We start from the raw sequence: 24,601 nt of genomic DNA on the forward strand, positions 1-24,601 counted from the left end.
GCAAGACTAACAGCGTGACCCGTGCGGTCAACGTCGCCGGCCGGACTTACCGTCAGTTCCAGCCACCGGGCTGCTCCCGCAGGAGCCGGCGTTCAGCCCTTCGCGAGCGCCGCTTCGGTCACGCGGCGGAAGATGCGGACGAGCACTTCAAGATCGGGGATCGCCACGGCCTCGTCGCGCTTGTGCATCGTCGCGTTCGAGAGGCCGAACTCGATCACCGGGGATAGGTCCTTGAGGAACCGCGCGTCGGAGGTGCCGCCGCTGGTCGAAAGCTCGGGCTCCACCCCGGTCTCGGCGCGGATCGCTTCGGCGAGCATGGCGGAAAAGGCGCCGGGCTCGGTGAGGAAAGCCTCGCCGGAGATCACCGGGCGCGCGGTGCCGCCGTGGCGCTCCGCAATCTCGGCCACGCGGGCGGAGAGGCTCTCGCCAGTGTGGAGATCGTTGAACCGGATCGAGATACGCGCCGAGGCCCGGGCCGGGATCACGTTGGTGGCGACGTTGCCCACGGTGAGGTCGGTCACTTCCAGGTTGCTGGCCTGGAACCAGTCGGTGCCTTCGTCGAGCACAAGCGCATCGAGTTCGGCCAGCATGGCCACCAGCCTGGGAATCGGATTGTCGGCCAGGTGCGGATAGGCGACGTGGCCCTGCACGCCTTCGACCTCCAGCCAGATGTTCACCGAACCGCGGCGGCCGATCTTCATCATGTCGCCGAGGCGGTGGACCGAAGTCGGCTCGCCGACGAGGCAGAGGTCGGGGATTTCGCCCACCGCGCGCATATGATCGATCAGCGCCAGGGTGCCGAAGCGCGCGGGGCCTTCCTCGTCACCGGTGATGATGAAGCTGATCGTGCCCGCATCCGCCGGGATCTGCGCGGCCGCTGCGACCATCGCGGCGATCGACCCCTTCATGTCCACCGCGCCGCGGCCGTAGAGCAGTTCGCCGCGCACTTCGGGCGCGAAAGGCGCGCTGCTCCAGCCCTCGCCCGGGGGCACCACATCGAGGTGCCCGGCATAAGCGAAGTGGCGCGAGCCCTCAGGGCCCTTGCGGATCGCGAAGAGATTTTCGACCGGACCGTCCGGCGCTTCTCCCGCCAGGAAACGGTGGACGTGGAAGCCGAGCGGCGCCAGCTGGCCCTCCAGGCAATCGAACACCGCGCCGGTGGCGGGCGTCACACTGGGGCAGGCAAGCAGGGCTTCGGTGAGTGCCAGGACACTCGCGGGGGTCTCAACGGCTTCGGTCATGCCGCGGGCCATTGCACAGGACCGCGCCCAAGACCATAGCGGAACGGCCGTTTCGGGGAGTGATCGCCATGCCCAAGATCGATGTCGAGACCATCGCCGCGTCCAATCGCACCGGATATCCGGAACCGTTCGATGCGGCGGTCGCAGGACGATGGTGGCGGCGGCTCGCTCCGGCCGGCGGACTCAGCGAGATGGGCGCCAGCCATGTCGTGCTCAAGCCCGGCGCCTGGTCAAGCCAGCGCCATTGGCACGAAGACGAGGACGAGCTTCTGGTCATGATCGCCGGCGAAGCCGTGCTGGTGGAGGACGGCGGCCGCACCCCGGTCCGCGCGGGCGAAATCTGCGCCTGGCCCAAAGGCGTCCGCAACGGCCATCACCTCATCAACGAGAGCGACGCGGACTGCGTGTTCGTGGCCATCAGCGCCGGCAACCCGGACGGCTCCGGCGCTTATCCGGACATCGACATGACGTTCGACGCCGAGGGCTATCATCACCGGGACGGCAGGCCGTATCGCACGGCTCGCCCCCGCTGATCGGCCGCTGATCGGCTATTCGACCGGGTTCTCGTACTGTTCGATCACCCAGTCCTCGGCCTCGGCAGCGTTGATCCACTGCTGCATCCATTCGTGCTCCCACACCGCCTGCATATAGGCCTGCGCGAAGCCGGGAACGCCGATGCCATACGTGAGGAACCGGCTGACGACCGGCGCATAGATGATGTCGGCCGCACCGAACGTGCCGAACAGGAAGGGACCGCCCTTGCCGAACCGCGCACGCGCCTCGGCCCAGAGCGTGAGTATGCGCACCACGTCGGCGCGCACGTCGTCGCCCAGCGAGACGCCCTGAACCCGGCTGCGGATATTCATCGGGCAGGCCCGGCGCAGCGGCATGTAGCTGGAGTGCATTTCTGCCACCATCGAACGGGCCATGGCGCGCGCGGCATCGTCCTTGGGCCAGAACCGGTCGCGGCCGACCTTGTCGGCAAGATATTCGATGATGGCCAGGCTGTCCCAGACCACGGCTTCGCCGTCCCACAGGATCGGCACTTTGCCGTGACTGGGCGCGAGATCGTCGGAGCTGCGCTTGGCCTCCCAGTCGTCTCCGAACAGCGGCACCGTGATCTCCTCGAAGGCCAGGCCCGACTGCTTGCAGGCCAGCCAGCCGCGCAGCGACCAGCTCGAGTAGTTCTTGTTGCCGATAATAAGCTTCACTGCGCAGTTCCCCGTAGGTCGATCATCGGGCCTATCGGTTCAGACTGGCAAAGTCGAGGATGAACGGCGTCGCAAGATGTCGCAGAAGAGCGAGCATGACGGCCGGAGATCGCCGACCTCCTGCGCCGCCAATACCTTAGTCTCGCGCCTTGCACCGCAGGACATGTCGGCAGCCCCGTAAGAGGCCCACGGCGCCGGGCGCCAAGCAGCATCGGCGTTCCGCGCGCCTGGAGGTCATCCCCCAGGACCGCTCCTGTCCGGTCAGAACAGCCGCGTCAGTTCGAAGAACAGGGCGCCGACGATCGCGCTGGCCGGGATCGTCACGAACCAGGCCACGATCACGCGGCTCGCGACCGACCACCGCACGGCACTGGCCCTGCGCGCGGCGCCGGTGCCGACGACAGCGCCGGTGATGGCATGGGTGGTCGAGACCGGAATGCCCATCGCGCTCGCCCCGAAGACCACGATCGAGCCCGCGGTCGAGGCGCAGAAGCCCGAGTGGTGGTTGAGCTTGGTCAGCTTGGACCCCATCGTCTTGATGATCTTCCAGCCGCCCGAGAGCGTGCCGATGGAAATGGCCGCGTAGCAGCTGATCACAACCCAATCGGGAACGTGGAAACCGCCCTCCAGATGCCCCGTCGAATAGAGCAGGACGGCGATGATGCCCATCGTCTTCTGGGCGTCGTTACCGCCGTGGCTGATCGAATAGGCGGCCGAGGAGAACAAGTGCAGGGTCTTGAAGATCCCGTTGGACGCGCGCGGCGTGGTGCCCTTGAACAGCCAGGAGGTCAGCAGCATCATCGCCATGGCAATGAGGAAGCCAAGCACGGGCGAGGCGACGATGGCGATCACCGTCTTCACCGTACCTTCGGATTCGATGACCCCCGGCCCCGCCGCCGCCACACCGGCGCCCAGCAGGCCGCCGATCAGCGCGTGGCTGGACGAGGAAGGGATGCCCTTGATCCAGGTCAGCACGTTCCAGAACATCGCGCCTACCAGCGCTCCGAACACCACGGCGGGCGTCACGGCGTCCTTGTCGATGATGCCCTTGCCCACCGTCTCGGCGACATGAAGGCCCATGATCCAGTAAGCCGCGAAGTTGCCGAATGCGGCGAACAGCACGGCGACGACCGGCGAAAGCAGGCGCGTCGCCACGACGGTGGCGATGGCGTTGGCGGCATCGTGAAGGCCGTTGAGGAAGTCGAACGCCAGCGCGAGCGCGACGAGGCCGATCAACAGCGGCAGTGCGAGCGTATGATCCATGGTGAAAGGCCGCCGGTCAGGCGTGGTCGATCACGAGACCGTCGATCTCGTTCGCGATGTCCTCGAAGCGGTCGACCACGCGTTCGAGGCGCCGGAACATTTCCTGGCGCACGATGAAGTGCAGGGCATCGCCCTTTTCGCCATTGGGGCCGGTATCGGCCTTGAAAACGCGCTTCAGGCCGGCCGCGTGGATTTCGTCGGCATGGCCTTCCATGCGCACCAGGCGCTCGGTCAGCTCGTGCAGGCGATTGCCGTTGTCCGCGATCTTGCGCAGGAGCGGCATGATCTCTGCCGTCAGACGCGCGGCGTCGACGATGATCGCCGCCATGTCGATCATCTCCGGTTCGAACTCCGCGACCTCATAGAGGTTCACGGCGTTCGCCACCTGCTGCATCTCGTCGATGGCATCGTCCATCGTGGTGATGAGGCTGGTGATCGACGAGCGGTCGAACGGGGTGAGGAACGTGCGGCGCACCGTCTGGAGCACCTCGCGGGTGATTTCGTCGGCATCGTGCTCGCGCTCACCCACTTCGCGGATGTGCTGGGCGCGGCCGGCCCCGCCCTGCGCCAGGCGGGCGAGAGCGTCGGCACCGGCCACAAGCGTGGCGGCCTGCCGCTCGAACAACTCAAAGAAGTCGCCCTGCTGCGGCAGCAACTTCTGGAACCAGGCAAACATGGTATTGATCCCTGTCTTGTCCGCCATCCGGTCAGCCACCGCGCCGATGAGGCGGGCGGGACTGGCCGCGGCGCGAAACTCGCGCGCGCCGAACGAACGGATCAGCGCGCGCAGGTCCTCTTCGTCGACCGCCTTAGCGGCCTCCGCCATCGAGAACCAGCGGCGTTCGCGCTGATGCTGTTCGTCCCAGGAGTCAAGTTCCTCGGTGACTGCAAAGGGAAATACATCCACATCCGCCCACACCGATGCGCCCGAGGCGCGCCGTTTGCGATAGCGATAGGAGCCGAGCGGAATGGGGCAGGCCGCGCCGCGAACGCCGGCTTCTTCCTCTGCTTCCACGGCAGCCGCCGCGTGCGGAGGAAGGCCTTTCATCAGCCCACCCTTGGGAATGACCCAGCGGCGCGTCTGGCGCGAGGTAATCAGAAGAATCTGAATCGGCGCATCAACCGAAGGCCCGGTGGCGCGATAGGGAAGAACGGCAATCTGGCGCATGGCGAGACTCCTTCTTCTCATTGACGCGACCGAGCGCCTCTAGGCGAACCATCACCGTCACGCAATCGTCACATTCGCACTTTTCCGGATGCTTCGTGCAAGTCCGTCCGGTCCGCAGCGATCACCGCCCGGCAAGTCATGAATATCAAAGGAGAAAAGGGTCATTGCGGAGCTATCGCCGCATGTCCCGAAGCGGGACCGGGGCATCGGCAGGCGCCTATAGCGCCCCGCGGATCACGCCTGTCTATGCCGCGAAACAAACCGGGCGGCAGAGGGGTATCGATACGAGCAGACGGGATCGGCGCCGTGAAGGCCCCGATCCCGCCCATTCGGTTCAGGTCTGCGAATCGGAGAGCACTGCGGCCCGAAGCTCGGCGATGCCCAGCCCCTTCTCCGAAGAAGTGACATGCACTTCAGGATAGGCCGCCGGGTGCTTGCGCGCCTCGGCAATCGTCTCGGCATGAACCTTTTCCAGTTCGCTCGCCTTGATCTTGTCGGATTTGGTCAGGACGATCCGATAGCCGACGGCGGCTTCGTCCAGCATCTTCATCATTTCGGCATCGACGGTCTTCACGCCGTGGCGCGCATCGACCAGCAGCAACGTGCGTTTCAGCGCCACGCGGCCGCGCAGATAGTCGCGCACCAGGCGCCGCCAGGTCTCGACGACCGCAGGCGGCGCCTTGGCGAAGCCGTAGCCGGGCATGTCGACGAGGCGGAACTGCAGCGGTTCGCCCACTTCGAAGAAGTTCAGCTCCTGCGTGCGCCCCGGCGTCACCGAAGTGCGCGCGATCGACTTGCGGCCGGTCAGCGCATTGAGCAGCGACGACTTGCCGACGTTCGACCGACCGCAGAAGGCGATCTCCGGCGAATCGCCATCGGGGAGGAACTTGAGCGCTGGCGCGCTCTTCAGGAACGTTACCGGTCCCGAAAAGAGCTTGCGCGCCTGCTCCATCAATTCTGTGTTTTCTTCTTCCATGTCAGTCTCAGGCCTTGCGTCCGGCGGTGCGCGCCTTGTCCTGCGCGTCCTTTTCGGCCTGCGCCCGCAGCTGCGGATGACGGCTGTAAAGGAACTGCTGCTGCGCAATGGTCAGGATATTCGAGGTGATCCAGTAGACCAGCAGGCCCGAGGCAAACGGCGCCATCACGAACATCATGAACCACGGCATCAGCGCGAAGACCTGCTGCTGGGCCGGGTCCATCTGGGCCGGGTTCAGCTTGAACTGGAAGTACATCGTCACGCCCAGCAGCAGGGCCAGCACGCCAATGGCAAGGAAGCCCGGCGGGTTGAACGGCAGCAGGCCGAAGAGGTTCAGGATGTGCAGCGGATCGGGCGCGGAAAGGTCCTTGATCCAGAACACGAAGGGCTGGTGGCGCATCTCGATCGCCAGCATCAGCACCTTGTAAAGCGCGAAGAACACCGGGATCTGCAGGAACATGGGCAGGCAGCCGGCAAGCGGGTTCACCTTTTCCTGCTTGTAGAGCGCCATGATCTCAAGCTGTTGCTTCTGCTTGTCGTCCTTGTAGCGCTCCTGGATCGCCTTCATCTTCGGCTGGATCGCGCGCATGGCGGCCATCGAGGCGAAACCGCGCTGGGCCACCGGGAACATGATGCCGCGAACGATCGCGGTCAGCAGGATGATGGCCACGCCAAAGTTGCCGACAAGGCTGAACAGCTTGGTGAGCAGCCAGAAGATCGGCTTTTCGAACCAGCGGAACCAGCCCCAGTCGATCGCCAGCCCGAAGTTGGCGATGCCCGACTTTTCGTAGGCGTCGAGCACCTTGTGCTCCTTGGCGCCGGCGAACAGCTTGGTTTCGCGGGTCAGGCTCTGGCCTGGCTGGATCACCGACTTGTCATAGACGACGTCGGCGCGGAAAATGCCGTTGCCCTGCGAACGGAAGGTGCCCTGGGCCTTGGCGTTGACCGGGATGACGGCCGACATCCAGTAGACGTCGGTGAAGCCGATCCAGTCGGTGTTGCCCGGCTGCGGCATCGTGCCGTCCTTGGCGAGCGCGTCATACTTCGGACCGAAAGCGACCGAACCGTCGAACGCGCCCACGCCGCCGGTACGCAGCGTCCAGGCATAGGCCGCCGCGGTACGGTCGGTACGGTTCACCAGCGCGAAGGGCTGGATCGCCACGGCGCCCGAACCACGGTTCTGGATTTGCTGGTCGGCGGTGATCAGATAGTTCTCATCCACCTTGAGCGTGATGGAGAAGAGTTGGCCCTGGCCGTTGTCCCAGGTGAGGACGACAGGCGTCGACGGCGTGAGCCGGGCGCCCTGCGCCACGGTCCATACCGTCTGCGCGGTCGGCGCGGCCACACCTTCGCCGACCCAGCCGAACTGGGCATACTGCTGCGCCGGGGTTCCCGAAGGCGAGAACATGCGGACCGGACCCGAATCCTTCTCCACCGTTTCGCGGTGGCGATTCAGGACGAGGTCGTCGAGCAGCGCGCCGGTAAGGTTGATCGAACCCGAAACGCCGGGCGCGGCGATGGGAACGCGGCCGGGAGCGGCGAGCGCGGTCTTCAGGTCCTTCTGCTCCAGCGCCAGGTCGGCCGCATCGCGCAGGCCGCCTTCACGGGTGGGCTTGCCGGCACTGGCAGCCGCATCGGTCGGGTTTCCAGCATTCTGGGCGACCGGTGCCGGCTTGTTGGCCTGCGGATAGAAGTACCCCATCCCGGCTTCCCAGCCGAAGAGCACGAGCGCGGTCAGGACGACCGCCAGGATGATGTTGCGCTGCTTATCCACGAAGGTTTTCCTGTCGTATTCGCGTCCGCGGCAGCGACCAGGGCTGCCTCGATTTCATTCAGTCAGGGACGGGGTCGTAGCCGTGCCCACCCCAAGGTTGGCAGCGCAATATACGCTTGAACGCCAGCCAGCCACCCTTAATCGCACCATGCTTGCGGACCGCCACGATGGCGTACTGCGAGCAGGACGGCGCATAGCGGCAGGTCGGCGGCATCACACGCGACGGGCCGAGTTGCCAGGCCCGCGCCACCAGAATCAGCAGGAGCCCAGGCACGGAAGCTAGGATGGCGAGCGCCCTTTTCACGGCCGCGCGTCCTTGTTCGAGGCGTCCGAGCCCCCGCCCATCTTGCCAGGGCCGCCTTTGGGCGGGCTCCCCTTGCCGCCCGGGCCACGCTTGCGACCGCGATGGCTACGGGGCGGATCACCCTTGCCGGCCTGGGCGCGGCCGAGCGCCGCCAGCAATTCGTCGCGAAGCAGGGTGAAGTCCCGCTCGACGCCGTTTTCGCGGCCGATCAGGACGTGATCGGTATCGGCCAGGCCGTGCTCCGGCAGCATCTCGCGCAGCAACGCCCGAAAGCGCCGCTTCATGCGGTTGCGCACGACGGCATTGCCGATCTTCTTGGTGACGGTAATCCCCGCCCGCATGCCCTGCCCACCATTCGGTTTGGCCAGGAGCACGAAACCGGCGCGCGCGACTCGAAGACCGCCGTTGGCCGCAACGAAGTCGGCCCTTCTGGTCATCGTGGAATAGGCGCTGGTCATTGCGGTCGAAGATAGGGGCGACGGCTCTCGATCACAAACGGCGCCCTTCGCAAATGGCAGGGATCGCCAGAACAAGCGATCGTGAGCCGCGCGCGGCGCCGGATTGCGGCCGCCCCATACGGCGGCGACCCGTGCCGCCACCCGAATCCCCGAAGGCAGGGGAACTCGGATGGCGGCACGGGCCGTGCCGCATCCAGCCGTGAGGCTGGAAGACTTAGGCCGAAAGCTTCGAACGGCCGCGAGCGCGGCGCGCACGAAGCACCTTGCGGCCGCCGACGGTCGCCGTGCGGGCGCGGAAGCCGTGACGGCGGGCGCGAACAAGGCGGCTGGGCTGGAAAGTGCGCTTCATGACGGTCCTCGAAATTCAAATACGGCCCCGAAGGACCCGAACAAAAAGGGCCGCCCAAAGAAGGTCGACCGCAAAACAGAAGCGCGCCGTTACTGGACCGGTGCGGGAGAGTCAAGGCAAAGGCACATGAAACGGCAGATCCGAAGAGGCCTCCGGCGCACCGAGGCTGCCCAGCCTGGATCGCCTTCGCCATTACCCACAATGCCCCCGCGCGTCTACTGGAGCGCCACGTCCCGAGCCTCTCCATCCATGTTAGCATCGCGGCCGAAGGCCGGTTTTCGGCGGCAGAAACGGTGGGTGCGGCGAAGTGATGGCTATGGAAGAGCGTATCAGCGTGCTGGTGGGATGGGCCTCGCGCGACCTTGGCCCGAACATCCTGCTTGAACTTCAAACCTTCGAAAAGGAAGGCTGGGACTCCGGCGACGAGCCCGACAACGCCCGATTCTTCCTGACCCGCAGCCAGGCCGCGGTCCTGGCGAATCACCTGCTTCAGGTCAGCGGGGCACAGCGGCCCGCGCGGCGCGGCGGTTGGCTCGGCTCGCTCTTCAAATAGAACGCCTCGCAGGCCGCACCTTCTGCCAATTCGCCCGGATCCGCCCCCTTGCGCGCGAACGGTCAGCGCCAAGGCGCTCGGGCAAAGGGATTCGATTCGCTCCGGCGTGAGAAGGGCATTGCCCTCTTTCCTTCTGCAGATCCCGTCAGGCGGCGGCAGAATCGCAGCAGGGGCCGCTCGACCATGAGATGCGTCACGCCGCCCACGAAGCAGGCAAGGACGACCACGGGCAGCACCAGCAGATACTGCGGTATCCGCGCCACTTCCGGAGATCTCAGGGCCAGGCCGTAAGCCATCAAGACGAAGAAATGAGAGAGATAGAGGGCGTAGGAAGCATTGCCCAAGGCAACGAGCGGCTGCACGACGCGTCCAATCCAGCCGCGGCCACCACTTGCCCGCACTCCCAGCAGGCCGGCAACGATCACCGCTCCCGCCGTGCCCCAGGTAGCAACCCTGCCCCATCCGCTGAGGCCATGCGTTGTCTCGTGGGCGACGAACAGCGGTGCGACATAGAGCAGGGCGAAACCGCAAAGGACGAGCAAAGCCCCAAGTCGGGTTGCGCGCTGGCCCGCGATCAGCCCCGAATGAAACTGCGCCAACCCCAAGCCCAGCAGGAATTCGAGCGGGATCGGATCGGTAAGGAAGCGCCGGATCTCGCTTTCCGGCAGGCCATGAGCCAGCAGCAGGACCGAGACGATGATCCCGCCCGTCCCCAGCAGCGTGGCCCTGCGAGAGCCCGCCATCAGGCAGACCGCGAAGACCAGATAGAAGTACACTTCGTAGACGAGCGTCCAGGCCACCCCGATGATCGGCTGTCCTCCGGGGAGCAGCGCCAGGCCGGCCACGATGTCTCCGGTCGAGAGCGTGCGCGATTGGAAGAACCCCAGGGCCATGAGCGACAGCATCGCCAGGCAGGCAAGCCAGTAGAGCGGATAGATCCGCGTGGCGCGCCTTTGCAGGAAGGCGGCTGGCGAAGGCGCGGGGCGCCCTGGAACAAGGCTGGTATGAGCCATGATGAAGCCACTGATGACGAAGAAGATGTCGACTCCGCCGGCTCCCCCCGTAGTGAGCCAGTCCGGACTGAAAGCGCCGGGGACGCCGTTCGACGTTTCCAGAGCATGGTGAAAAGTGACCGACAGGGCGGCCAGCGCCCTTGCCACCTGAAGCCCGACCAGCGAACCCAAAGCGCCGCTATCGGCCGCGTCGGTCCTGTTCAGACGCTTTTGCCCGGGTCGGTTGCCCGTGCCGTTCTCCGCCAAATCCATTGCATCGACCCGCATTCCGCGCCAGCCCCCCGCCCGCGCAACGGATCGATCATGCTGTGGATCTCAGCTCTCCTCCAAAGGAAGACAGGTCCGTTATCGTTGCAACAGGGTAAGTTGCGTGGAGGTCCAGCTGCGCGTCCGGTCCAGCCTGACCCAGCGCGCCATCTCTTCCGCCCCGAACCAGCGCGCGGATTCGAAGGGAATGGCATTGGTCATCGCGTAGAATGCCTGCGCTTCGCGAAGATCCATTCCCATCTGCTGGTAATAGTCCAGATATCGGCGGTTTTCCGGTGCATTGGCCGCATAGTCGCGCGGGGTGCGTCCGGTATCGTCGAGCCAGGCATGAACGGCGAATTCCGACCCCGGATCGGCATAGCGAAGCCGCCCAGCCAGAAACAGCTCCACAGCGCCGGATCGCACCGACCCACCGGTGGGTACATGAGTCGTAAGCCCGCGCGCCCGGATCATGCGTCCCAGCCGCAGATTGGCAAGATCGTCCTCAGTCCCCGGGCACTCAATCATCTCCAGTTCGGAGATATTCGGATAGTCCCGCAGCAGCGCCGCGAACTGTTCGGGGCTGCGCGAATCCGTGGCATCCACGAGTGCGGCATGCGTGCCGTCGATCACGCGAAACGGGCCGTAGCGGGCGATCCCGCGCGGAATGCCGGCAGGCGCGGACTGCCAGAACGCAGCCTGCTGCTGCGCATCCTGCGCAAGGCCCTGTTCCTCGTCAGCCGCCGCCAGAGCGACTTGTTCGGCATAGCTGGGATCGACCAGCCCGGCGGGGCCTGAGCCGGCCCCGGCCTCTACCAATTCGTAGGAAATCCTGCCATCCCGCGCCGCGACCGGGCCTGCTCCGAACAAGGCGGAGGTCAGGATCGCCAGAGCGGGAATGGAGGCAAATGCGCGCATGTCCATGAGATGCAGTCCATCTGCTTACTCAAGTCACTAGAGCTAAGGTTAAAACACTTTAACCTAATGGACAACTGCAATTACTTGGGTCAAATTTCGTTATACAACGTGATTAACATTTTGATTACGACCGCCGCTCTGATTACGATTGCATCAAGGAATTGGTTGCGTGGTCGCTCTCGTTTCCACTGTCGCCTACTTGGGGTTGGAAGCGCGTGCGGTTGAGGTCCAGTGCCAGGTCGCGCCCGGAATGCCGGGTTTCGCGCTGGTCGGACTGCCGGACAAGGCGGTGGGAGAAAGCCGCCAGCGCGTGAGCGCGGCCTTGACGGCCATGGGCCTGGCCCTGCCGCCCAAGCGTATAACCATCAACCTGTCCCCGGCCGATTTACCCAAGGAAGGCTCGCACTACGATCTGCCCATCGCGCTGTCCCTGCTGGCGGCCATGGGCATTGTCGACAGCGAGCAATTGGCCGACTTCGTGGCGGTGGGCGAACTCGCGCTCGATGGCCGGGTGATCCCTTCTCCCGGCGTCCTGCTGGCCGCGCTTCACGCCAGTGAGCGCGACCTCGGATTGATCTGCCCGGCGGCGCAGGGCAGCGAAGCACGCTGGGCCGACGGCATTCCAGTGGTGGCCGCGCCCAACCTGGTCAGCCTGCTCAATCACCTGAAGGGCACGCAAGTGCTGCCGCAGCCCGAACCCGGCCGCGCCGATCCGCCCAAGCGCGGACCGGACCTGAAACAGGTCAAAGGGCAGGAGGTCGCTCGCCGGGCGCTGGAGATCGCCGCAGCCGGATCGCACAACCTGCTGATGAGCGGCCCTCCCGGCGCCGGAAAGTCGCTGCTCGCCGCCTGCCTGCCCGGAATCCTGCCCGAACTCACGGCCGCAGAGGCGCTGGAAGTCTCGATGATCGCCTCCGTCGCGGGGACGCTGGAGGAAGGCCGCATCAGCCGTGCCCGGCCGTTTCGATCGCCGCATCACTCCGCCTCGATGGCGGCCTTGACCGGCGGCGGCCTCAAAGTGCGCCCCGGCGAAGTCTCGATGGCCCATCTCGGCGTGCTGTTCCTGGACGAACTGCCGGAATTCCAGCGCGCCGTGCTCGATTCGCTGCGCCAACCGCTGGAGATCGGAGAAGTCACCGTCGCGCGGGCCAATGCCCATGTCACTTATCCGGCCCGGGTCCAGTTGATCGCCGCCATGAACCCTTGTCGCTGCGGCTATCTCAGCGATCCCGCGCTCGCCTGTTCCCGCGTGCCCAAGTGCGCGGCCGACTACCAGAGCAAGGTCTCCGGCCCCCTGCTCGACCGTATCGATCTTCACGTGGAAGTGGACCCGGTGCGCGCGGTAGACCTTGCGCTTCCCCCGCCCAGCGAGGGCAGCGCGCAAGTTGCCGCCAGGGTCGGCCAGGCCCGGGCCGTCCAGACCGCACGCCTGGCGGGAACAGGCAACCGCACCAACGCCGAACTCGACGGCGACCTTCTGGAGACTTACGCCACGCCGGACGAGGCCGGCCGCAAGCTGCTCATGCAGGCGGCCGAGGCGATGCATCTCTCTGCACGAGGTTACACGCGCATCCTTCGGGTTGCGCGCACGATCGGCGATCTGGCGGGGGAGGAACAGGTAAAGCGTATCCACGTTGCGGAGGCGCTCAGCTATCGTCGGCGGCCACCGACGGGCTGAGCAAGAGGATGACGCATGCCTTCGATGCCGACAATCCTGGTTTCTTGCCTGGCCCTATCGCTCGGGGCAACGCCCGGGCGGAGCGAACCGCCCTCGATCACATCTGCTGCCGAGACCTGCACGGTGCCGGAAGGTTGGGCCGAAATCGCGAATCTGCAGCCGCGTTATATCGTCTTCGGGGAGCTTCATGGAACGCAGGAAAGCCCGGCATTCGTCGGTGATCTGGCGTGCGCGCTCGCCTCGCAAGACCAGCGCGTTCTCCTTGCCATCGAATTTGATTCGGGCGCCGATGCCGCCTTGCAGGACGCCTGGCGATTACCTGCGAACCAGTTCGCGCAAGCCTTGCAGAAGTCCGGATGGAAGGGGCGCACGGATGGCGTCGCCAGCGAGGCGATGTTCGCGATGCTGGTTCGTCTTCACCGGCTGAAGGATGCAGGCCGCCCGATCGACGTGGCGGCGTTCAACGGCCCGCGCGACGAATCCCAGCGCAAGCGCTTCGCCCATCTTGCGGGGCAAGGCCCGCATGAGGCCGCCCAGGCGGAGAATATTCACGATGCCGCGAGCAGCGGCAGCTATGACCGCGTCCTGGTTCTGGTCGGCGGGTTTCATGCCGAAACGGTTCCTTACGGCGAAGGCGCAAAGAGCTTCGACCCGATGGCAGCACGCCTCGCCCGGACCGGCCGCGTGGTCAGCCTGAAAATGCGCTTCGCTGCCGGCAGCGCATGGAACTGCATTGCCAAGCCCGGCAGGCGTTTCGAACCTGGACAGGCCATTCCCAAGGACGCGATCGAGTGCGGCAACCATCCCGCCAAAAGCGACGTCGATCTGAAACGCGCCCCCTTCATGCAACTGGGTACCTTTCCGGGAGAAGCGCCGATAGCAGGCTTCGACGGCTTTTTCTGGCTGGGATCGGTCCACGGGTCTGCGCCTCAAGTTCGGGCGGATCCACCGGAGCAGCGATAGGCAGCACCACAAAGAGAGCAGCGGAAATCCTGCCCTCCCCACTATCGGCTTGCCCCGCGTCGCCAGTGCAGGCATCGCGCGGGGCATGACCGCGACGACCGACCGCACCGTACTTCTTGCCGGCCTCTCCATCGTCGTGGCGCAAGCCTCGATCAATCTGGGCGCGGCCTTTGCCAAGAGCCTGTTTCCGGTCGTGGGGCCGGAAGGCGTCGCGGCCCTGCGCACGACGATTTCGGCCGTGATCCTGCTGGTCATTGCACGCCCCTGGCGCAGCCGCGTGACCGGGCGGCAGCTTCGCTGGCTGCTGGTCTATGGCCTCGTGCTCGGCGGCATGAACCTGATGATCTATTGGGCCTTCCGCCGCATCCCCATCGGCATCGCCGTCGCCATCGAGATCTGCGGACCGCTGGCCGTGGTCCTGGCGACTTCGCGGTCGCTGCGCGACTTCCTCTGGCTCGCCCTGGCGCTTGGCGGACTGGCCTTGCTGATACCCTGGCCCGGCCGGGCGCAGCCGCTGGACCTGGCGGGAATCGGCTTCGCCCTGGCCGCCGCGGCTTGCTGGGCACTCTATATTCTCTGCGGAAAGCGCGCCTCCGAAGTGGGCAGCACGACGGCGGTCTCGATCGGCATGACCGTGGCCTGCCTCGTCACCATGCCGTTCGGGATCGCCTCGGCACCGGCGAGCCTTCCGCTTCACGCGCTCGGCCTGGGCATCGTTGTCGCGATCCTGTCGAGCGCCCTGCCCTACATGCTGGAGATGCGCGCGATGGGGCAGCTCTCCAGCCGAATCGTCGGCCTTCTGAGCAGCATGGCCCCCGCGCTCGGCGCCATAGTGGGGTTCCTGGTGCTGGACGAGCGGCTGACGGCGCTGCAATGGCTGGCCGTGGCGATGATGATCGCGGCAAGCGCCGGGTGCTCCCTCGGCGCAAGAGCGCCAGTGGCCAAGGCGCGCGACGACGTGATGGCCTGAACGGAAGCCCGCATCGGGGCATTCGCAAGCCAGCGTCGACCCGCTCAGTCCTCGATGTCGAGTTGCCGGAGCACTTCGGCGATGACTCGCGGATCGCTGGCGAAACCCAGGTGCGAGCAGCGGATCGGCACGGCCCGGTCGCGTTCATGCGGCCAGCCGCAGGCCGAGCGCGGGTGGATCACCCCGTCGCGCGGGCTCCACAGCGCCACTGTCGGCACCGGCGGCTTCTCGGCGAAGTCGCAGTCGATCGGCGGCGCGTCCACCGAGTGCCCGGTCACCACCTGATAGGCGCGCCAGGCATTGTTGGCCCTGGGATCACCGGAAAACGGCGTGCCCATCGTCACCACTTTGCCCACGCTTGCGGGTTGCCGACGGGCGATTTCGCGCGCGAACAGCCCGCCGAGGCTCCAGCCGACCAGGGTGATCGGGGCGCGGTGCCGCCGGGCCAGCGCGCCGACCCGGCGCATCAGGAACTCGAAATTGTGCTGGTTGGGGCCGAAGTTGAAACCCAGGCCCCATTCGTGAACTTCGTGCCCGGCCTGGGTCAGCGCCTCGGCCATCGGCTTCATCCGGTTGGGATGAGCGCCGAAACCGGGCAGGAGCATGACGGGCTGCGGGTGAAGCGCGGTCTCGATCCCGAGCAGCTTCTTGCCGCCCCGGCGCAGCGAGGCCAGTTCGGCAAAGAACAGCCGCAGCGACGGCTTGCGGACACCCTCCGGATGCGGCTCGCGCGCAAGCGCAGCGCGGCGCACGATGGCGCTGCGCATCATGTCGAGTTGGCGCGGGGCCTGACCGTTCACTTTACCCTTCTAACTCCTGTACGGTCGGGCCCTGCCGAAACGGGGCCTTATCCCTGACAATCTCCGATGCGTTTCGTGGTGACATGCATCGTCATCTTCATCTGCCCACCGGGCTGGGAGCCCATCTGGGGCCCACCGCTCATATCCATCTTCACGGTGATGTCCGAGTTGTCCTCGGCCACCGTGCCGTCGAGCGCCAGAACGGCCTTGCCGCCTTCCTTCGACGCACATTCCATTTGGGCATCCAGCTTCCCGCCATCAACGTCGAAGCGCGAATAAGTGCATTCCCGGCCCTGCCCCACATCGTGGAACATGTCGCGATAGCCCTTTTCGGCTTCGGCGGACGTCAGGCAGAACTTGCTGACCTGAGACTTCTGAAGCGTCGACTTCATCTGGTCTGCCATCTGCTTGGGCAGCCCTGGAACGTCGATCTGCTTCACTTCGCTGGTCTGCGCATACTGTCCGGGGCGCGGTTTGTCGAGCTTGGCGGCTTCCTGTCGTACTTCTTCCTGCGACTTGCCCGGTGCGCCCGCCGCCTCGCCGGACTTCTCCTTCGATCCGCAGCCGGCCGCCAGAAACGCCAGGCCCATCGCTGCAAGGGTCATGAATGGCTTCATATCAGCACCTTCCTTCGCACCGTTTCGTGACGCAAGACGTATCACCGGCCCTTCGCCGCCACCATACCGGAGGGGGTTCAGGGCGGGGGCGCGCGCCGGTGCCGTACAAAAACAGCCGAACCGCCGTTTTCGCCCGACTTCCGGGTCGGATCCCCATAGAACCCGACTCCCATTGCGGGCCCGTGGCACATACCCCATATGTTCTGCCATGGCAGAGCTGATCATTCGCCGGGGCCTTGAGGAACCGGACACCTCGGGCACGTTCGTCCCCCACAAGCCGCAGCGACCCGACAAGTCGATGCCCGGCCGGCCCTTCAAGGTCGTTTCCGAATACGAACCGAACGGCGACCAGCCGACGGCCATCGCCGATCTCGTTTCCACGGCGGGCGACGGCGAGAAGACGCAAGTGCTGCTGGGCGTCACCGGATCGGGCAAGACCTTCACGATGGCCAAGGTGATCGAGGAACTGCAGCGCCCGGCGCTGATCCTGGCGCCGAACAAGATCCTGGCGGCACAGCTCTATGCCGAGATGAAGGACTTCTTCCCCGAGAACGCGGTGGAATACTTCGTCTCCTACTACGATTATTACCAGCCGGAGGCCTATGTCGCCCGGTCCGACACGTACATCGAGAAGGAAAGCTCGGTGAACGAGGCGATCGACCGCATGCGCCACTCGGCCACGCGCGCGCTGCTGGAGCGGGACGATGTCATCATCGTCGCCTCCGTCTCCTGCCTCTACGGCATCGGCTCGGTCGAGACGTACTCGGCCATGATCTTCGACCTCAAGACCGGCGACACGCAGGACCAGCGCGAGATCATCCGCAAGCTCGTCGCGCTCCAGTACAAGCGCAATGACGCCGCCTTCACCCGCGGCACCTTCCGCGTGCGCGGCGACAATCTGGAACTGTTTCCCTCGCACCTGGAGGACACCGCCTGGCGCATCTCGTTCTTCGGGGACGAGATCGAGGAGATTGCCGAGTTCGATCCGCTCACCGGCAAGAAGGGCTCCACGCTCGAAAAGGTGCGGGTCTATGCGAATTCGCACTATGTGACGCCCGGCCCGACGATGAAGCAGGCCAGCGAAGCGATCCGCTTCGAACTGACCGAGCGCTTGAAGGAGCTGGAAGCCGAGGGCCGCCTGCTCGAAGCCCAGCGGCTGGAACAGCGCACCAATTTCGATCTCGAAATGATCGCCGCCACCGGCTCCTGCGCGGGGATCGAGAACTATTCCCGCTTCCTCACCGGCCGTCTGCCGGGTGAACCGCCGCCGACTTTGTTCGAATATCTGCCGGACAACGCGCTGCTGTTCTTGGACGAAAGCCACCAGACGGTGCCGCAGATCGGCGCGATGTCGAAAGGCGACCACCGCCGCAAGATCACGCTGGCCGAATACGGCTTCCGCCTGCCGAGCTGCATCGACAACCGCCCGCTGCGCTTCAACGAGTGGGACGCGATGCGGCCGCAGACCATCGCCGTCTCCGCCACGCCCGGCCATTGGGAAATGGACCAGTCCGGCGGCGTCTTCGCCGAACAGGTGATCCGCCCCACCGGCCTGATCGACCCGCCGGTGGAGATTCGCCCGGTCGAGGATCAGGTGCAGGACTGCATCGTCGAGTGCAAGGCCACCGCCGAGAAGGGCTATCGCACCCTCGTCACCACCCTCACCAAGCGAATGGCCGAGGATCTCACCGAGTTCATGCACGAGGCCGGCGTGCGCGTGCGCTACATGCACAGCGATGTCGAGACGCTGGAGCGCATCGAACTGATCCGCGATCTGCGCATGGGCGTCTACGACGTGCTGGTGGGCATCAACCTGCTGCGCGAGGGCCTCGATATTCCGGAATGCGGGCTGGTCTGCATCCTCGATGCCGACAAGGAAGGCTTCCTGCGCAGCGAAACCTCGCTGATCCAGACCATCGGCCGCGCCGCGCGCAACGTCGATGGCCGGGTGATCCTCTATGCCGACCGCATGACCGGATCGATGGAGCGCGCCATCGCGGAAACGGACCGTCGCCGCACCCGCCAGGAAGAATACAACACCCAGCACGGCATCACTCCCCAGACGATCAAGCGCCGCATCGCCGACATCGTGGCAGACACCGCCAGCCGCGACGGCGTGCTGGTGGACATCGACGCAGAGGGCCAGAACAACCTCGTAGGCCACAACTTGCGCGCCTATATCGAGGACCTCGAAAAGAAGATGCGCGCTGCCGCTGCCGACCTCGAATTCGAGGAAGCCGGCCGCCTGCGCGACGAGATCAGGAAGATGGAAGCCAGCGAACTGGGCATCCCCGACGAGCACAAGAAAGCACCGATCGTCGGCCGCAGCAACGAAGGCAAGCCGGGAACCCGCAAGACGCGCTATGGGAAAGTGCAGCGAAAGTGGGGCAAGTAGCCGGCTTCCGGGCGTAAAACAGCTCCAGATGTCGAGCTGGCTGCCAAAGGCCGCCTGAAGGCTTCGGCCAACTCGGCATGCCGATCCCCGAGCCGCGCTGCCACCCGTCCATCCACGCGGCCGGCCGACCTGGCGGCCTCGCGCCCGTCCCCGCGAAAAGAAAAGCCCGAGACCTGCGGTGCAGGCCTCGGGCAGTTATCTCAGGATGGCTTGTCGCCGATCCCTCGGGTCGCGATTCGGTTGTGGACCCGTTTCGGATCAAGGGCATACCATGTTCATGGTAGCCGCCCGGAAGCTGCGTTCGATAACAGGACTTGTTAAGCACGCCCGGCCGTTCCATGACGGATTCGTGGGCAGGGACAGGGACGAGACGCGCGCGGACGATCTGGCTGGTCTTTTCGCGCGCGCGCCGTTCGAGGCCAATGGCTGGGACACGGCGCTGAAAGCACTCGCCAGCCACACCGGCTCGGCCCGCGCGCAATTGCTGGCGCTGGGCGAACGGCACGCCGCATTCAATTGGGTGACGGACGCCAATCCCACATTCCTGACGGAATTCGACACGATCGGGGGATATCGGCCTGACGTTAACTACCGGGTCGCCACCACGCGTGCGCCGCTCGAACTGACCTGGGAAGTTCATTACACCGCAGCACGCGCCATTTCGACGAACGAGGCCTACCTCGATTACGTGCGCCGCCACGATGCCGAATTCGGGGTGCAGATGGTGCTCAGCCAGCGCCCCGGCGTGCTCTTCGGGCTTGCCGCGCTCCATGGCCAGGCCGAAGGGCATACGACCGAAGCCCAGCGCGAAGTATTCCGCCGGATCGGACCAACCGTGCTCGATGCGATCCGGCTGCAGGACGCGATCGAGCACCAGGGCGCCGCGCTGTTGAAGGGCTCCCTCGAATCGATGAGCAGCGCGGCCATCCTGCTCGACGCGGTCGGCAAGGTCTGCGGCATGACATCGGCCGCGCAGGCCCTGCTCGGGCCCTGGACGCTCCAGGTCCGCTCTGCCGCGCTCCATGCGGTGCGGCAGGATATCGACCAGCGGCTCCAGGCCCGGATCGCCGCCGCGCTGGCCGGACTGGACACCGGCCCCGCCGATCTGTGGCTGCGGAGCGAGGACAGCCTGATCCTCATCGACGTGCGCACCCTGCCGCGGCAGGACTGGTCCTTCGGCTTCGCCCCGCGGGTGCTGGTCACCTTGCGCGCACCGCTTGCTGCCAGCCACGTCCCTGCGCAGAGACTGGCCGAGGCGCTGCACCTGACCACGGCCGAAGCAGAAGTCGTGATGTTGCTGGCCCAGGGCCATTCGCGCCAGACCGTGGCGCAGATGCGCAAGGTCAGCGTCCAGACCGTCGTCGCGCAGTTGCGCACCATCTTCCAGAAGTGCGGCGTCAACCGCGAGGCGGAACTGGTGGCGATCGCCCGAACGGTGATAGAAATGGCCTCGCGATAAGGCCGGAAAAGGGCGCGGAGCATCGGCCGCAGGGCCATTTTGTCATGCATCCGCCGCAACCGTCTGGTTGGACTTTGCACTGGATTCGCCGCCCCCGGAGGCCGACTGGCGCAGCAAAGGTCAGTCAGAAAGGATGAGGTTGCCATGCGCATCGAGAGTGTTGAGCTTCGTTCAAAGGTCATGCCCGCAGAAGAGGCCGCGCGCCTGATCGAAAGCGGCACCGCCGTGGGCATGAGCGGTTTTACCGGATCGGGCTATCCCAAGGCCGTGCCGCTGGCTCTGGCCGCGCAGATCGAGGCCGAGCACGCCGCCGGCCGCGCTTTCAAGGTTCGCATGTGGACCGGCGCATCGACCGGCCCCGAACTCGACGGCGCGCTGGCGAAAGCGGACGGCATCGAGTTCCGCCTGCCCTACAACTCCGATCCCATCGCCCGCGAACGCATCAACAAGGGCGAGATGAACTACTTCGACATGCACCTTTCGCAGGTGGCGCCGATGGCCTGGCAGGGTTTTCTCGGTCCGCTCGACACGGCGGTGATCGAAGTCTCGGGCATCCGCGCCGACGGCAGCCTGATCCCCTCCTCCTCGGTCGGCAACAACAAGACCTGGCTGGACCGCGCTTCCAAGGTGATCCTCGAAGTAAATTCGTGGCAGAACGAGGCGCTGGAAGGCATGCACGACATCTACTACGGCACCGCCCTGCCGCCTTCGCGCGTGCCGATCCCGCTGGTGAAGCCCGATGACCGCATCGGTGAGCCTTACCTCAAGGTCGATCCCGCCAAGGTCGTCGCCGTCGTCGAAACCGACCGGCCGGATCGCAACGCGCCCTTCAGCCCGCCGGACGAGAAGGCCAAGGCCATCGCCGGCCACATCCTGGAATTCCTGAACCACGAAGTGAAGCTGGGCCGCCTGCCCTCGGCGCTGCTGCCGATCCAGTCGGGCGTGGGCAATATCGCCAATGCCGTGCTGACCGGCCTGGTCGACTCGCCGTTCGACAGCCTGACCTCCTATACCGAAGTGATCCAGGACGGCATGCTGGACCTGCTCGATTCCGGCAAGCTGCGCATGGCCTCCGCCACTGCCTTCTCGCTCAGCCCCGAGGCCGCCGCGCGCGTCAATGCCGACATGCACCGCTACCGCGACAAGATGATCCTGCGCCCGCAGGAAATCTCGAACCACCCCGAACTGATCCGCCGCCTGGGCTGCATCGCCATGAACGGACTGATCGAAGCCGACATCTACGGCGCGGTGAACTCCACCCACGTCATGGGTTCGCGCATCCAGAACGGCATCGGCGGTTCGGGCGACTTCGCGCGCAATGCCTATATCTCGATCTTCATGACGCCCTCCACCGCCAAGGGCGGCAAGATCTCGGCCATCGTGCCGCAGGCCAGCCATGTCGATCACATCAACCAGGACGTGCAGGTGATCGTCACCGAGCAGGGCCTGGCCGACCTTCGCGGCCTCAGCCCCAAGGAACGCGCGCATGTCATCATCGCCAACTGCGCGCACCCGGACTATCGCCCGCTGCTGGAAGACTACTACGCCCGCGCGCTGAAAGGCTCCTATGGCCTGCAGTCGCCCTCGCTGCCGGGCGAGGCACTGTCCTGGCACCAGCGCTTCATCGATACGGGTTCGATGCTGCCTTGAAGAATTCGGGCGGCACCCCCGAGCCGTCCGAACGCCTGACCTGCCCTGCCTTCCGATGGACCATTCCCATGGCCCGATCTCCGGAAGGCAGGACGGGCCAGGCACCTTTTTCCCGCTCGGACCCTTGTCGTATACTATTTCAAGGTTCTACTGATCGCCCCTGACGTCCGTTCGGACGCATCGATAAAAGGGGTCGTTCCTTCCATGCGCAAAGTTTCGCTGGCCTGCCTGGCCATGGTGCTCGCCGCCTGTTCCGTCCCGGCCTTCGCTGCCGACAAGCCTGCCGAAAGCGCCGAAGCGAAGAAGGACGCGGAGGGCGACGAAATCCCGCTGCTGCCCGCAGCCAAGTCGATCAAGCAGAGCGCGGTGATCGGCGGCAAGACCGTCAACTACGTCGCCACCGTCGGCGCGCTGCCGATCAAGGACGAGAAGGGCAAGACCATCGGCGAGGTGGTCTACACCGCCTATACCGTGCCCGGCGCCCCCACCGCGCGGCCCGTCACCTTCGCCTTCAACGGTGGCCCCGGCGCAGCCTCGGTCTATCTGAACCTCGGCGCGATCGGCCCCAAGCGCGTGCAGTTCGGCGCGCAGGGAGATGCGCCGTCCGACCCCGCCGTGCTGCACGACAACCCCAATTCGTGGCTCGACTTCACCGACCTCGTCTTCATCGACCCGATCGGCACCGGCTTCTCGCGCAGCCGCGTCGATGCCGAGGCGACCAAGAAGGCGTTCTACACCTCCGAGAACGACATCAAGTACCTCAGCCGCGTGGTCTATGACTGGCTGAACCAGAACGGCCGCCTGACCAGCCGCAAGTATCTCGCCGGCGAAAGCTACGGCGGCTACCGCGTGCCGCGCCTGGCCTACAATCTCCAGACGCAGATGGGCGTAGGCATTTCGGGCATGACGCTGGTTTCGCCCTATCTCGATCCGCCAGCCATCGGCGAGGACGATGCGCTCTCGCCGCTGCCCTGGATGATCAACCTGCCGGCCATGGTCGCCGGCCACTTCGAGCGCCAGGGCAACCTGAGCGAGGCGAGCATGGCCCCGGTCGAGCAGTATATCCGCACCCAATACGTGCAGGACTTCCTCGCCGGCCCGCAGGACAAGGAAGCCACCGACCGCCTTTCCGCCAAAGTCGCGGAACTGACCGGCCTCGACCCCGCGCTGGTGCGCCGCATGGACGGCCGCGTCGACATCGCGACGTATTTGCGCGAGATCCGCCGCGATCAGGGCCTCGTGGGGTCGGTCTACGATTCCAACTACACCGCTTACGATCCTTTCCCGGCCAGCGCCCGTCCGCAGTACAGCGACCCGCTGCTGACCACGCTGATCGCGCCGACGACCTCGGCCATGGTCGATTTCGTGACCCGGCAGGTCGGCTGGAAGATCGACGCGCGCTACAATGCGCTGTCCTACGAAGTGAACGAGGCCTGGACCCGCGACGACAGCGACAACCCGGTCAAGGACTTGCGCCAGGCGATCTCCATCGACCCGAAGATGACCGTCGACATCGTCCACGGCTGGGACGACCTTTCGTGCCCCTACTTCGGCTCGCGGCTGATCATGGCGCAGATGCCGCAGTTCGGCCGCCCGGACCGCGTGCGCCTGCACGTCTATCCCGGCGGGCACATGTTCTATTCCCGCACCGACAGCGGCGCAGCCCTGCGCCGCGACATTCTGGAAAGCTACCGCGCCGCGTCCTGAGGGATAATTCTACCGTCGTCCCGCACTTGAACCGGGACGACGGTAGCAAAAAGCCTCAGGCATCCACTTCGGCGTAGTGGCTGGGCGGCTGGATCACTTCCATGCGCTCGCTCAGCAGCGGCCGGAACGAGGGGCGCGACTTCATCACCAGGTACCAGCCCCGCGCCTGTTCGTGGCTCGACCAGTCGAGCCCGCCCAGGTAATCCGCCACCGAGATCTGCGCCGCGGCGGCGAGGTCGGCCAGCGTCATGGTCGCGCCGGCCAGCCAGGGGCGGTTGTCGATCAGGTAATCGATGTAGTCGAGATAGTCGTGCGCCAGCTTCATCGATTCGCGCAGGATCTTGGCATCCGGCGACTGGCGCAGCACGAGACGCTTCTTCATCCGCTCATGCAGCAGCGGACCGGACACGTCGTTGTAGAAATTCTCGTCGAACATCGCGATCAGGCGGCGGATTTCCGCGCGCTGGACGGCCGTGCCGCTGATCTGCGGGTTACGATCGACGGTTTCCTCGAAATATTCGCAGATCGCGCGGCTGTCGACGACCACGGTGCCGCGTTCGGTTTCCTTGACCACCGGCGTGCGCCCTGCCGGGTTCATCTCGAACAGCCGGTCCTCGCCTTCCCAGGGACGCGCGGTCTGGAGTTCGTAGGCGATGCCCTTTTCGGCCATGAGCAGCCGGACCTTGCGGCTGAAGGGGCAGAGCGGAAACTGGAAGATGTGCCACATGGCGATTTCGAATGCCAAACCTGCCCGCGAGCGTCCACCCGAAGCACAGGCCCCGCCCGGAGAGGGGGGCGAAACGCGTGGATAAGTCCCGCCTTCGCCGCATCGCCCGCAATCATCGTGGCGGCGGAGAAGCCGCGATTGACCGGGCGCGGGCCGCGATC

23 protein-coding genes are annotated in these 24,601 nt (G+C 65.7%); 9 read left to right on the forward strand and 14 right to left on the reverse strand.

Going from position 1 to position 24,601, the window contains the following annotated elements:
• Positions 1–92: 92 nt before the first annotated feature.
• Entirely contained in the window at positions 93–1,241 is a 1,149-nt protein-coding gene (gene dapE, locus AC1VV3_RS07695) for a succinyl-diaminopimelate desuccinylase (RefSeq protein WP_132264874.1), read from the reverse strand.
• A gap of 68 nt (positions 1,242–1,309) precedes the next feature.
• Here dapE and AC1VV3_RS07700 point away from each other — a divergent pair, with 68 nt between their 5' ends.
• On the forward strand, positions 1,310–1,774 hold the full coding sequence (locus AC1VV3_RS07700) for a cupin domain-containing protein (RefSeq protein ID WP_482961473.1): 465 nt from the start codon (positions 1,310–1,312) through the stop codon (positions 1,772–1,774).
• 15 nt (positions 1,775–1,789) lie between these two features.
• On the opposite strand, the gene AC1VV3_RS07705 is transcribed toward AC1VV3_RS07700, so the two are convergent.
• The 8 genes from AC1VV3_RS07705 to rpmH all read right to left on the reverse strand — a co-directional run bounded on the left by AC1VV3_RS07705 (position 1,790) and on the right by rpmH (position 8,744).
• A complete protein-coding gene (locus tag AC1VV3_RS07705) occupies positions 1,790–2,452 on the reverse strand; it encodes a glutathione S-transferase family protein (protein ID WP_132264871.1) in 663 nt (220 codons plus the stop codon).
• Between the two features lie 261 nt (positions 2,453–2,713).
• Complete coding sequence (locus AC1VV3_RS07710; protein ID WP_132264869.1) at positions 2,714–3,715, reverse strand: inorganic phosphate transporter; 1,002 nt, start codon at positions 3,713–3,715, stop codon at positions 2,714–2,716.
• Positions 3,716–3,731: 16 nt separating this feature from the next.
• Positions 3,732–4,883, reverse strand: a complete 1,152-nt coding sequence (locus tag AC1VV3_RS07715) for a DUF47 family protein (RefSeq protein WP_132264867.1) — start codon at positions 4,881–4,883, stop codon at positions 3,732–3,734.
• Positions 4,884–5,217: 334 nt separating this feature from the next.
• On the reverse strand, positions 5,218–5,859 hold the full coding sequence (gene yihA / locus AC1VV3_RS07720) for a ribosome biogenesis GTP-binding protein YihA/YsxC (protein WP_132264866.1): 642 nt from the start codon (positions 5,857–5,859) through the stop codon (positions 5,218–5,220).
• A 7-nt stretch (positions 5,860–5,866) separates the two neighbouring features.
• Positions 5,867–7,633 (reverse strand): membrane protein insertase YidC, encoded by a 1,767-nt coding sequence (yidC, locus tag AC1VV3_RS07725; protein WP_132264864.1) that lies wholly within the window; start codon positions 7,631–7,633, stop codon positions 5,867–5,869.
• Positions 7,634–7,691: 58 nt separating this feature from the next.
• Complete coding sequence (gene yidD / locus AC1VV3_RS07730) at positions 7,692–7,907, reverse strand: membrane protein insertion efficiency factor YidD (RefSeq protein ID WP_482962075.1); 216 nt, start codon at positions 7,905–7,907, stop codon at positions 7,692–7,694.
• 26 nt (positions 7,908–7,933) lie between these two features.
• Positions 7,934–8,395 (reverse strand): ribonuclease P protein component, encoded by a 462-nt coding sequence (rnpA, locus tag AC1VV3_RS07735; RefSeq protein WP_482961474.1) that lies wholly within the window; start codon positions 8,393–8,395, stop codon positions 7,934–7,936.
• A gap of 214 nt (positions 8,396–8,609) precedes the next feature.
• Positions 8,610–8,744, reverse strand: coding sequence for a 50S ribosomal protein L34 (gene rpmH / locus AC1VV3_RS07740; RefSeq protein WP_086494189.1), 135 nt, complete (start codon positions 8,742–8,744; stop codon positions 8,610–8,612).
• A 316-nt stretch (positions 8,745–9,060) separates the two neighbouring features.
• Between rpmH and AC1VV3_RS07745 the strand changes: the two genes are divergently transcribed.
• A complete protein-coding gene (locus AC1VV3_RS07745) occupies positions 9,061–9,297 on the forward strand; it encodes a hypothetical protein (RefSeq protein WP_482961475.1) in 237 nt (78 codons plus the stop codon).
• A gap of 62 nt (positions 9,298–9,359) precedes the next feature.
• On the opposite strand, the gene AC1VV3_RS07750 is transcribed toward AC1VV3_RS07745, so the two are convergent.
• Positions 9,360–10,577, reverse strand: a complete 1,218-nt coding sequence (locus AC1VV3_RS07750) for an acyltransferase family protein (protein WP_482961476.1) — start codon at positions 10,575–10,577, stop codon at positions 9,360–9,362.
• Positions 10,578–10,655: 78 nt separating this feature from the next.
• Positions 10,656–11,474, reverse strand: a complete 819-nt coding sequence (locus AC1VV3_RS07755; protein WP_482961477.1) for an alpha/beta hydrolase — start codon at positions 11,472–11,474, stop codon at positions 10,656–10,658.
• A gap of 169 nt (positions 11,475–11,643) precedes the next feature.
• On the opposite strand from AC1VV3_RS07755, the gene AC1VV3_RS07760 reads away from it, so the two are divergent.
• From AC1VV3_RS07760 to AC1VV3_RS07770, 3 genes are all read left to right on the forward strand, one after another.
• Entirely contained in the window at positions 11,644–13,152 is a 1,509-nt protein-coding gene (locus AC1VV3_RS07760; protein ID WP_314464880.1) for a YifB family Mg chelatase-like AAA ATPase, read from the forward strand.
• Positions 13,153–13,167: 15 nt separating this feature from the next.
• Positions 13,168–14,115 carry a hypothetical protein gene (locus tag AC1VV3_RS07765; RefSeq protein ID WP_431567335.1) on the forward strand — a complete coding sequence of 316 codons (948 nt, stop codon included), beginning with the start codon at positions 13,168–13,170 and terminating at the stop codon, positions 14,113–14,115.
• An 85-nt stretch (positions 14,116–14,200) separates the two neighbouring features.
• Positions 14,201–15,085 carry an EamA family transporter gene (locus tag AC1VV3_RS07770; RefSeq protein WP_482961478.1) on the forward strand — a complete coding sequence of 295 codons (885 nt, stop codon included), beginning with the start codon at positions 14,201–14,203 and terminating at the stop codon, positions 15,083–15,085.
• Positions 15,086–15,129: 44 nt separating this feature from the next.
• Here AC1VV3_RS07770 and AC1VV3_RS07775 read toward each other — a convergent pair whose 3' ends face one another.
• A complete protein-coding gene (locus AC1VV3_RS07775; RefSeq protein ID WP_132265334.1) occupies positions 15,130–15,855 on the reverse strand; it encodes an esterase/lipase family protein in 726 nt (241 codons plus the stop codon).
• 77 nt (positions 15,856–15,932) lie between these two features.
• A complete protein-coding gene (locus AC1VV3_RS07780) occupies positions 15,933–16,502 on the reverse strand; it encodes a DUF3617 domain-containing protein (RefSeq protein ID WP_482961479.1) in 570 nt (189 codons plus the stop codon).
• 208 nt (positions 16,503–16,710) lie between these two features.
• Here AC1VV3_RS07780 and uvrB point away from each other — a divergent pair, with 208 nt between their 5' ends.
• The 4 genes from uvrB (at position 16,711) to AC1VV3_RS07800 (ending at position 23,713) form a co-directional block, all read left to right on the forward strand.
• Complete coding sequence (gene uvrB / locus AC1VV3_RS07785) at positions 16,711–18,897, forward strand: excinuclease ABC subunit UvrB (RefSeq protein WP_482961480.1); 2,187 nt, start codon at positions 16,711–16,713, stop codon at positions 18,895–18,897.
• Between the two features lie 349 nt (positions 18,898–19,246).
• The gene (locus AC1VV3_RS07790; protein WP_482961481.1) at positions 19,247–20,356 is read left to right on the forward strand and encodes a helix-turn-helix transcriptional regulator; all 1,110 of its coding nucleotides are present in this window, start codon (positions 19,247–19,249) and stop codon (positions 20,354–20,356) included.
• 180 nt (positions 20,357–20,536) lie between these two features.
• Positions 20,537–22,006, forward strand: a complete 1,470-nt coding sequence (locus AC1VV3_RS07795) for an acetyl-CoA hydrolase/transferase family protein (protein WP_482961482.1) — start codon at positions 20,537–20,539, stop codon at positions 22,004–22,006.
• A gap of 204 nt (positions 22,007–22,210) precedes the next feature.
• Positions 22,211–23,713 carry a S10 family peptidase gene (locus AC1VV3_RS07800; RefSeq protein ID WP_482961483.1) on the forward strand — a complete coding sequence of 501 codons (1,503 nt, stop codon included), beginning with the start codon at positions 22,211–22,213 and terminating at the stop codon, positions 23,711–23,713.
• Between the two features lie 55 nt (positions 23,714–23,768).
• On the opposite strand, the gene AC1VV3_RS07805 is transcribed toward AC1VV3_RS07800, so the two are convergent.
• Positions 23,769–24,440 (reverse strand): glutathione S-transferase family protein, encoded by a 672-nt coding sequence (locus tag AC1VV3_RS07805; protein WP_132264847.1) that lies wholly within the window; start codon positions 24,438–24,440, stop codon positions 23,769–23,771.
• Between the last annotated feature and the right edge of the window lie 161 nt (positions 24,441–24,601).

Source organism: Novosphingobium sp. BL-S-34 (assembly GCF_056857015.1).

Bases quoted from the DNA above. Each gene is read 5' to 3' on its own strand.
- AC1VV3_RS07805 (WP_132264847.1), bottom strand. From the start codon at position 24,440: ATGTGGCACATCTTCCAGTTTCCGCTCTGCCCCTTCAGCCGCAAGGTC.
- rnpA (WP_482961474.1), bottom strand. From the start codon at position 8,395: ATGACCAGCGCCTATTCCACGATGACCAGAAGGGCCGACTTCGTTGCG.
- rpmH (WP_086494189.1), bottom strand. From the start codon at position 8,744: ATGAAGCGCACTTTCCAGCCCAGCCGCCTTGTTCGCGCCCGCCGTCAC.
- AC1VV3_RS07700 (WP_482961473.1), top strand. From the start codon at position 1,310: ATGCCCAAGATCGATGTCGAGACCATCGCCGCGTCCAATCGCACCGGA.
- AC1VV3_RS07750 (WP_482961476.1), bottom strand. From the start codon at position 10,577: ATGCGGGTCGATGCAATGGATTTGGCGGAGAACGGCACGGGCAACCGA.
- uvrB (WP_482961480.1), top strand. From the start codon at position 16,711: ATGGCAGAGCTGATCATTCGCCGGGGCCTTGAGGAACCGGACACCTCG.
- AC1VV3_RS07800 (WP_482961483.1), top strand. From the start codon at position 22,211: ATGCGCAAAGTTTCGCTGGCCTGCCTGGCCATGGTGCTCGCCGCCTGT.
- AC1VV3_RS07755 (WP_482961477.1), bottom strand. From the start codon at position 11,474: ATGCGCGCATTTGCCTCCATTCCCGCTCTGGCGATCCTGACCTCCGCC.
- AC1VV3_RS07715 (WP_132264867.1), bottom strand. From the start codon at position 4,883: ATGCGCCAGATTGCCGTTCTTCCCTATCGCGCCACCGGGCCTTCGGTT.
- dapE (WP_132264874.1), bottom strand. From the start codon at position 1,241: ATGACCGAAGCCGTTGAGACCCCCGCGAGTGTCCTGGCACTCACCGAA.
- AC1VV3_RS07770 (WP_482961478.1), top strand. From the start codon at position 14,201: ATGACCGCGACGACCGACCGCACCGTACTTCTTGCCGGCCTCTCCATC.
- AC1VV3_RS07710 (WP_132264869.1), bottom strand. From the start codon at position 3,715: ATGGATCATACGCTCGCACTGCCGCTGTTGATCGGCCTCGTCGCGCTC.
- AC1VV3_RS07745 (WP_482961475.1), top strand. From the start codon at position 9,061: ATGGAAGAGCGTATCAGCGTGCTGGTGGGATGGGCCTCGCGCGACCTT.
- AC1VV3_RS07765 (WP_431567335.1), top strand. From the start codon at position 13,168: ATGCCTTCGATGCCGACAATCCTGGTTTCTTGCCTGGCCCTATCGCTC.
- yihA (WP_132264866.1), bottom strand. From the start codon at position 5,859: ATGGAAGAAGAAAACACAGAATTGATGGAGCAGGCGCGCAAGCTCTTT.
- AC1VV3_RS07795 (WP_482961482.1), top strand. From the start codon at position 20,537: ATGCCCGCAGAAGAGGCCGCGCGCCTGATCGAAAGCGGCACCGCCGTG.
- AC1VV3_RS07775 (WP_132265334.1), bottom strand. From the start codon at position 15,855: ATGATGCGCAGCGCCATCGTGCGCCGCGCTGCGCTTGCGCGCGAGCCG.
- AC1VV3_RS07780 (WP_482961479.1), bottom strand. From the start codon at position 16,502: ATGAAGCCATTCATGACCCTTGCAGCGATGGGCCTGGCGTTTCTGGCG.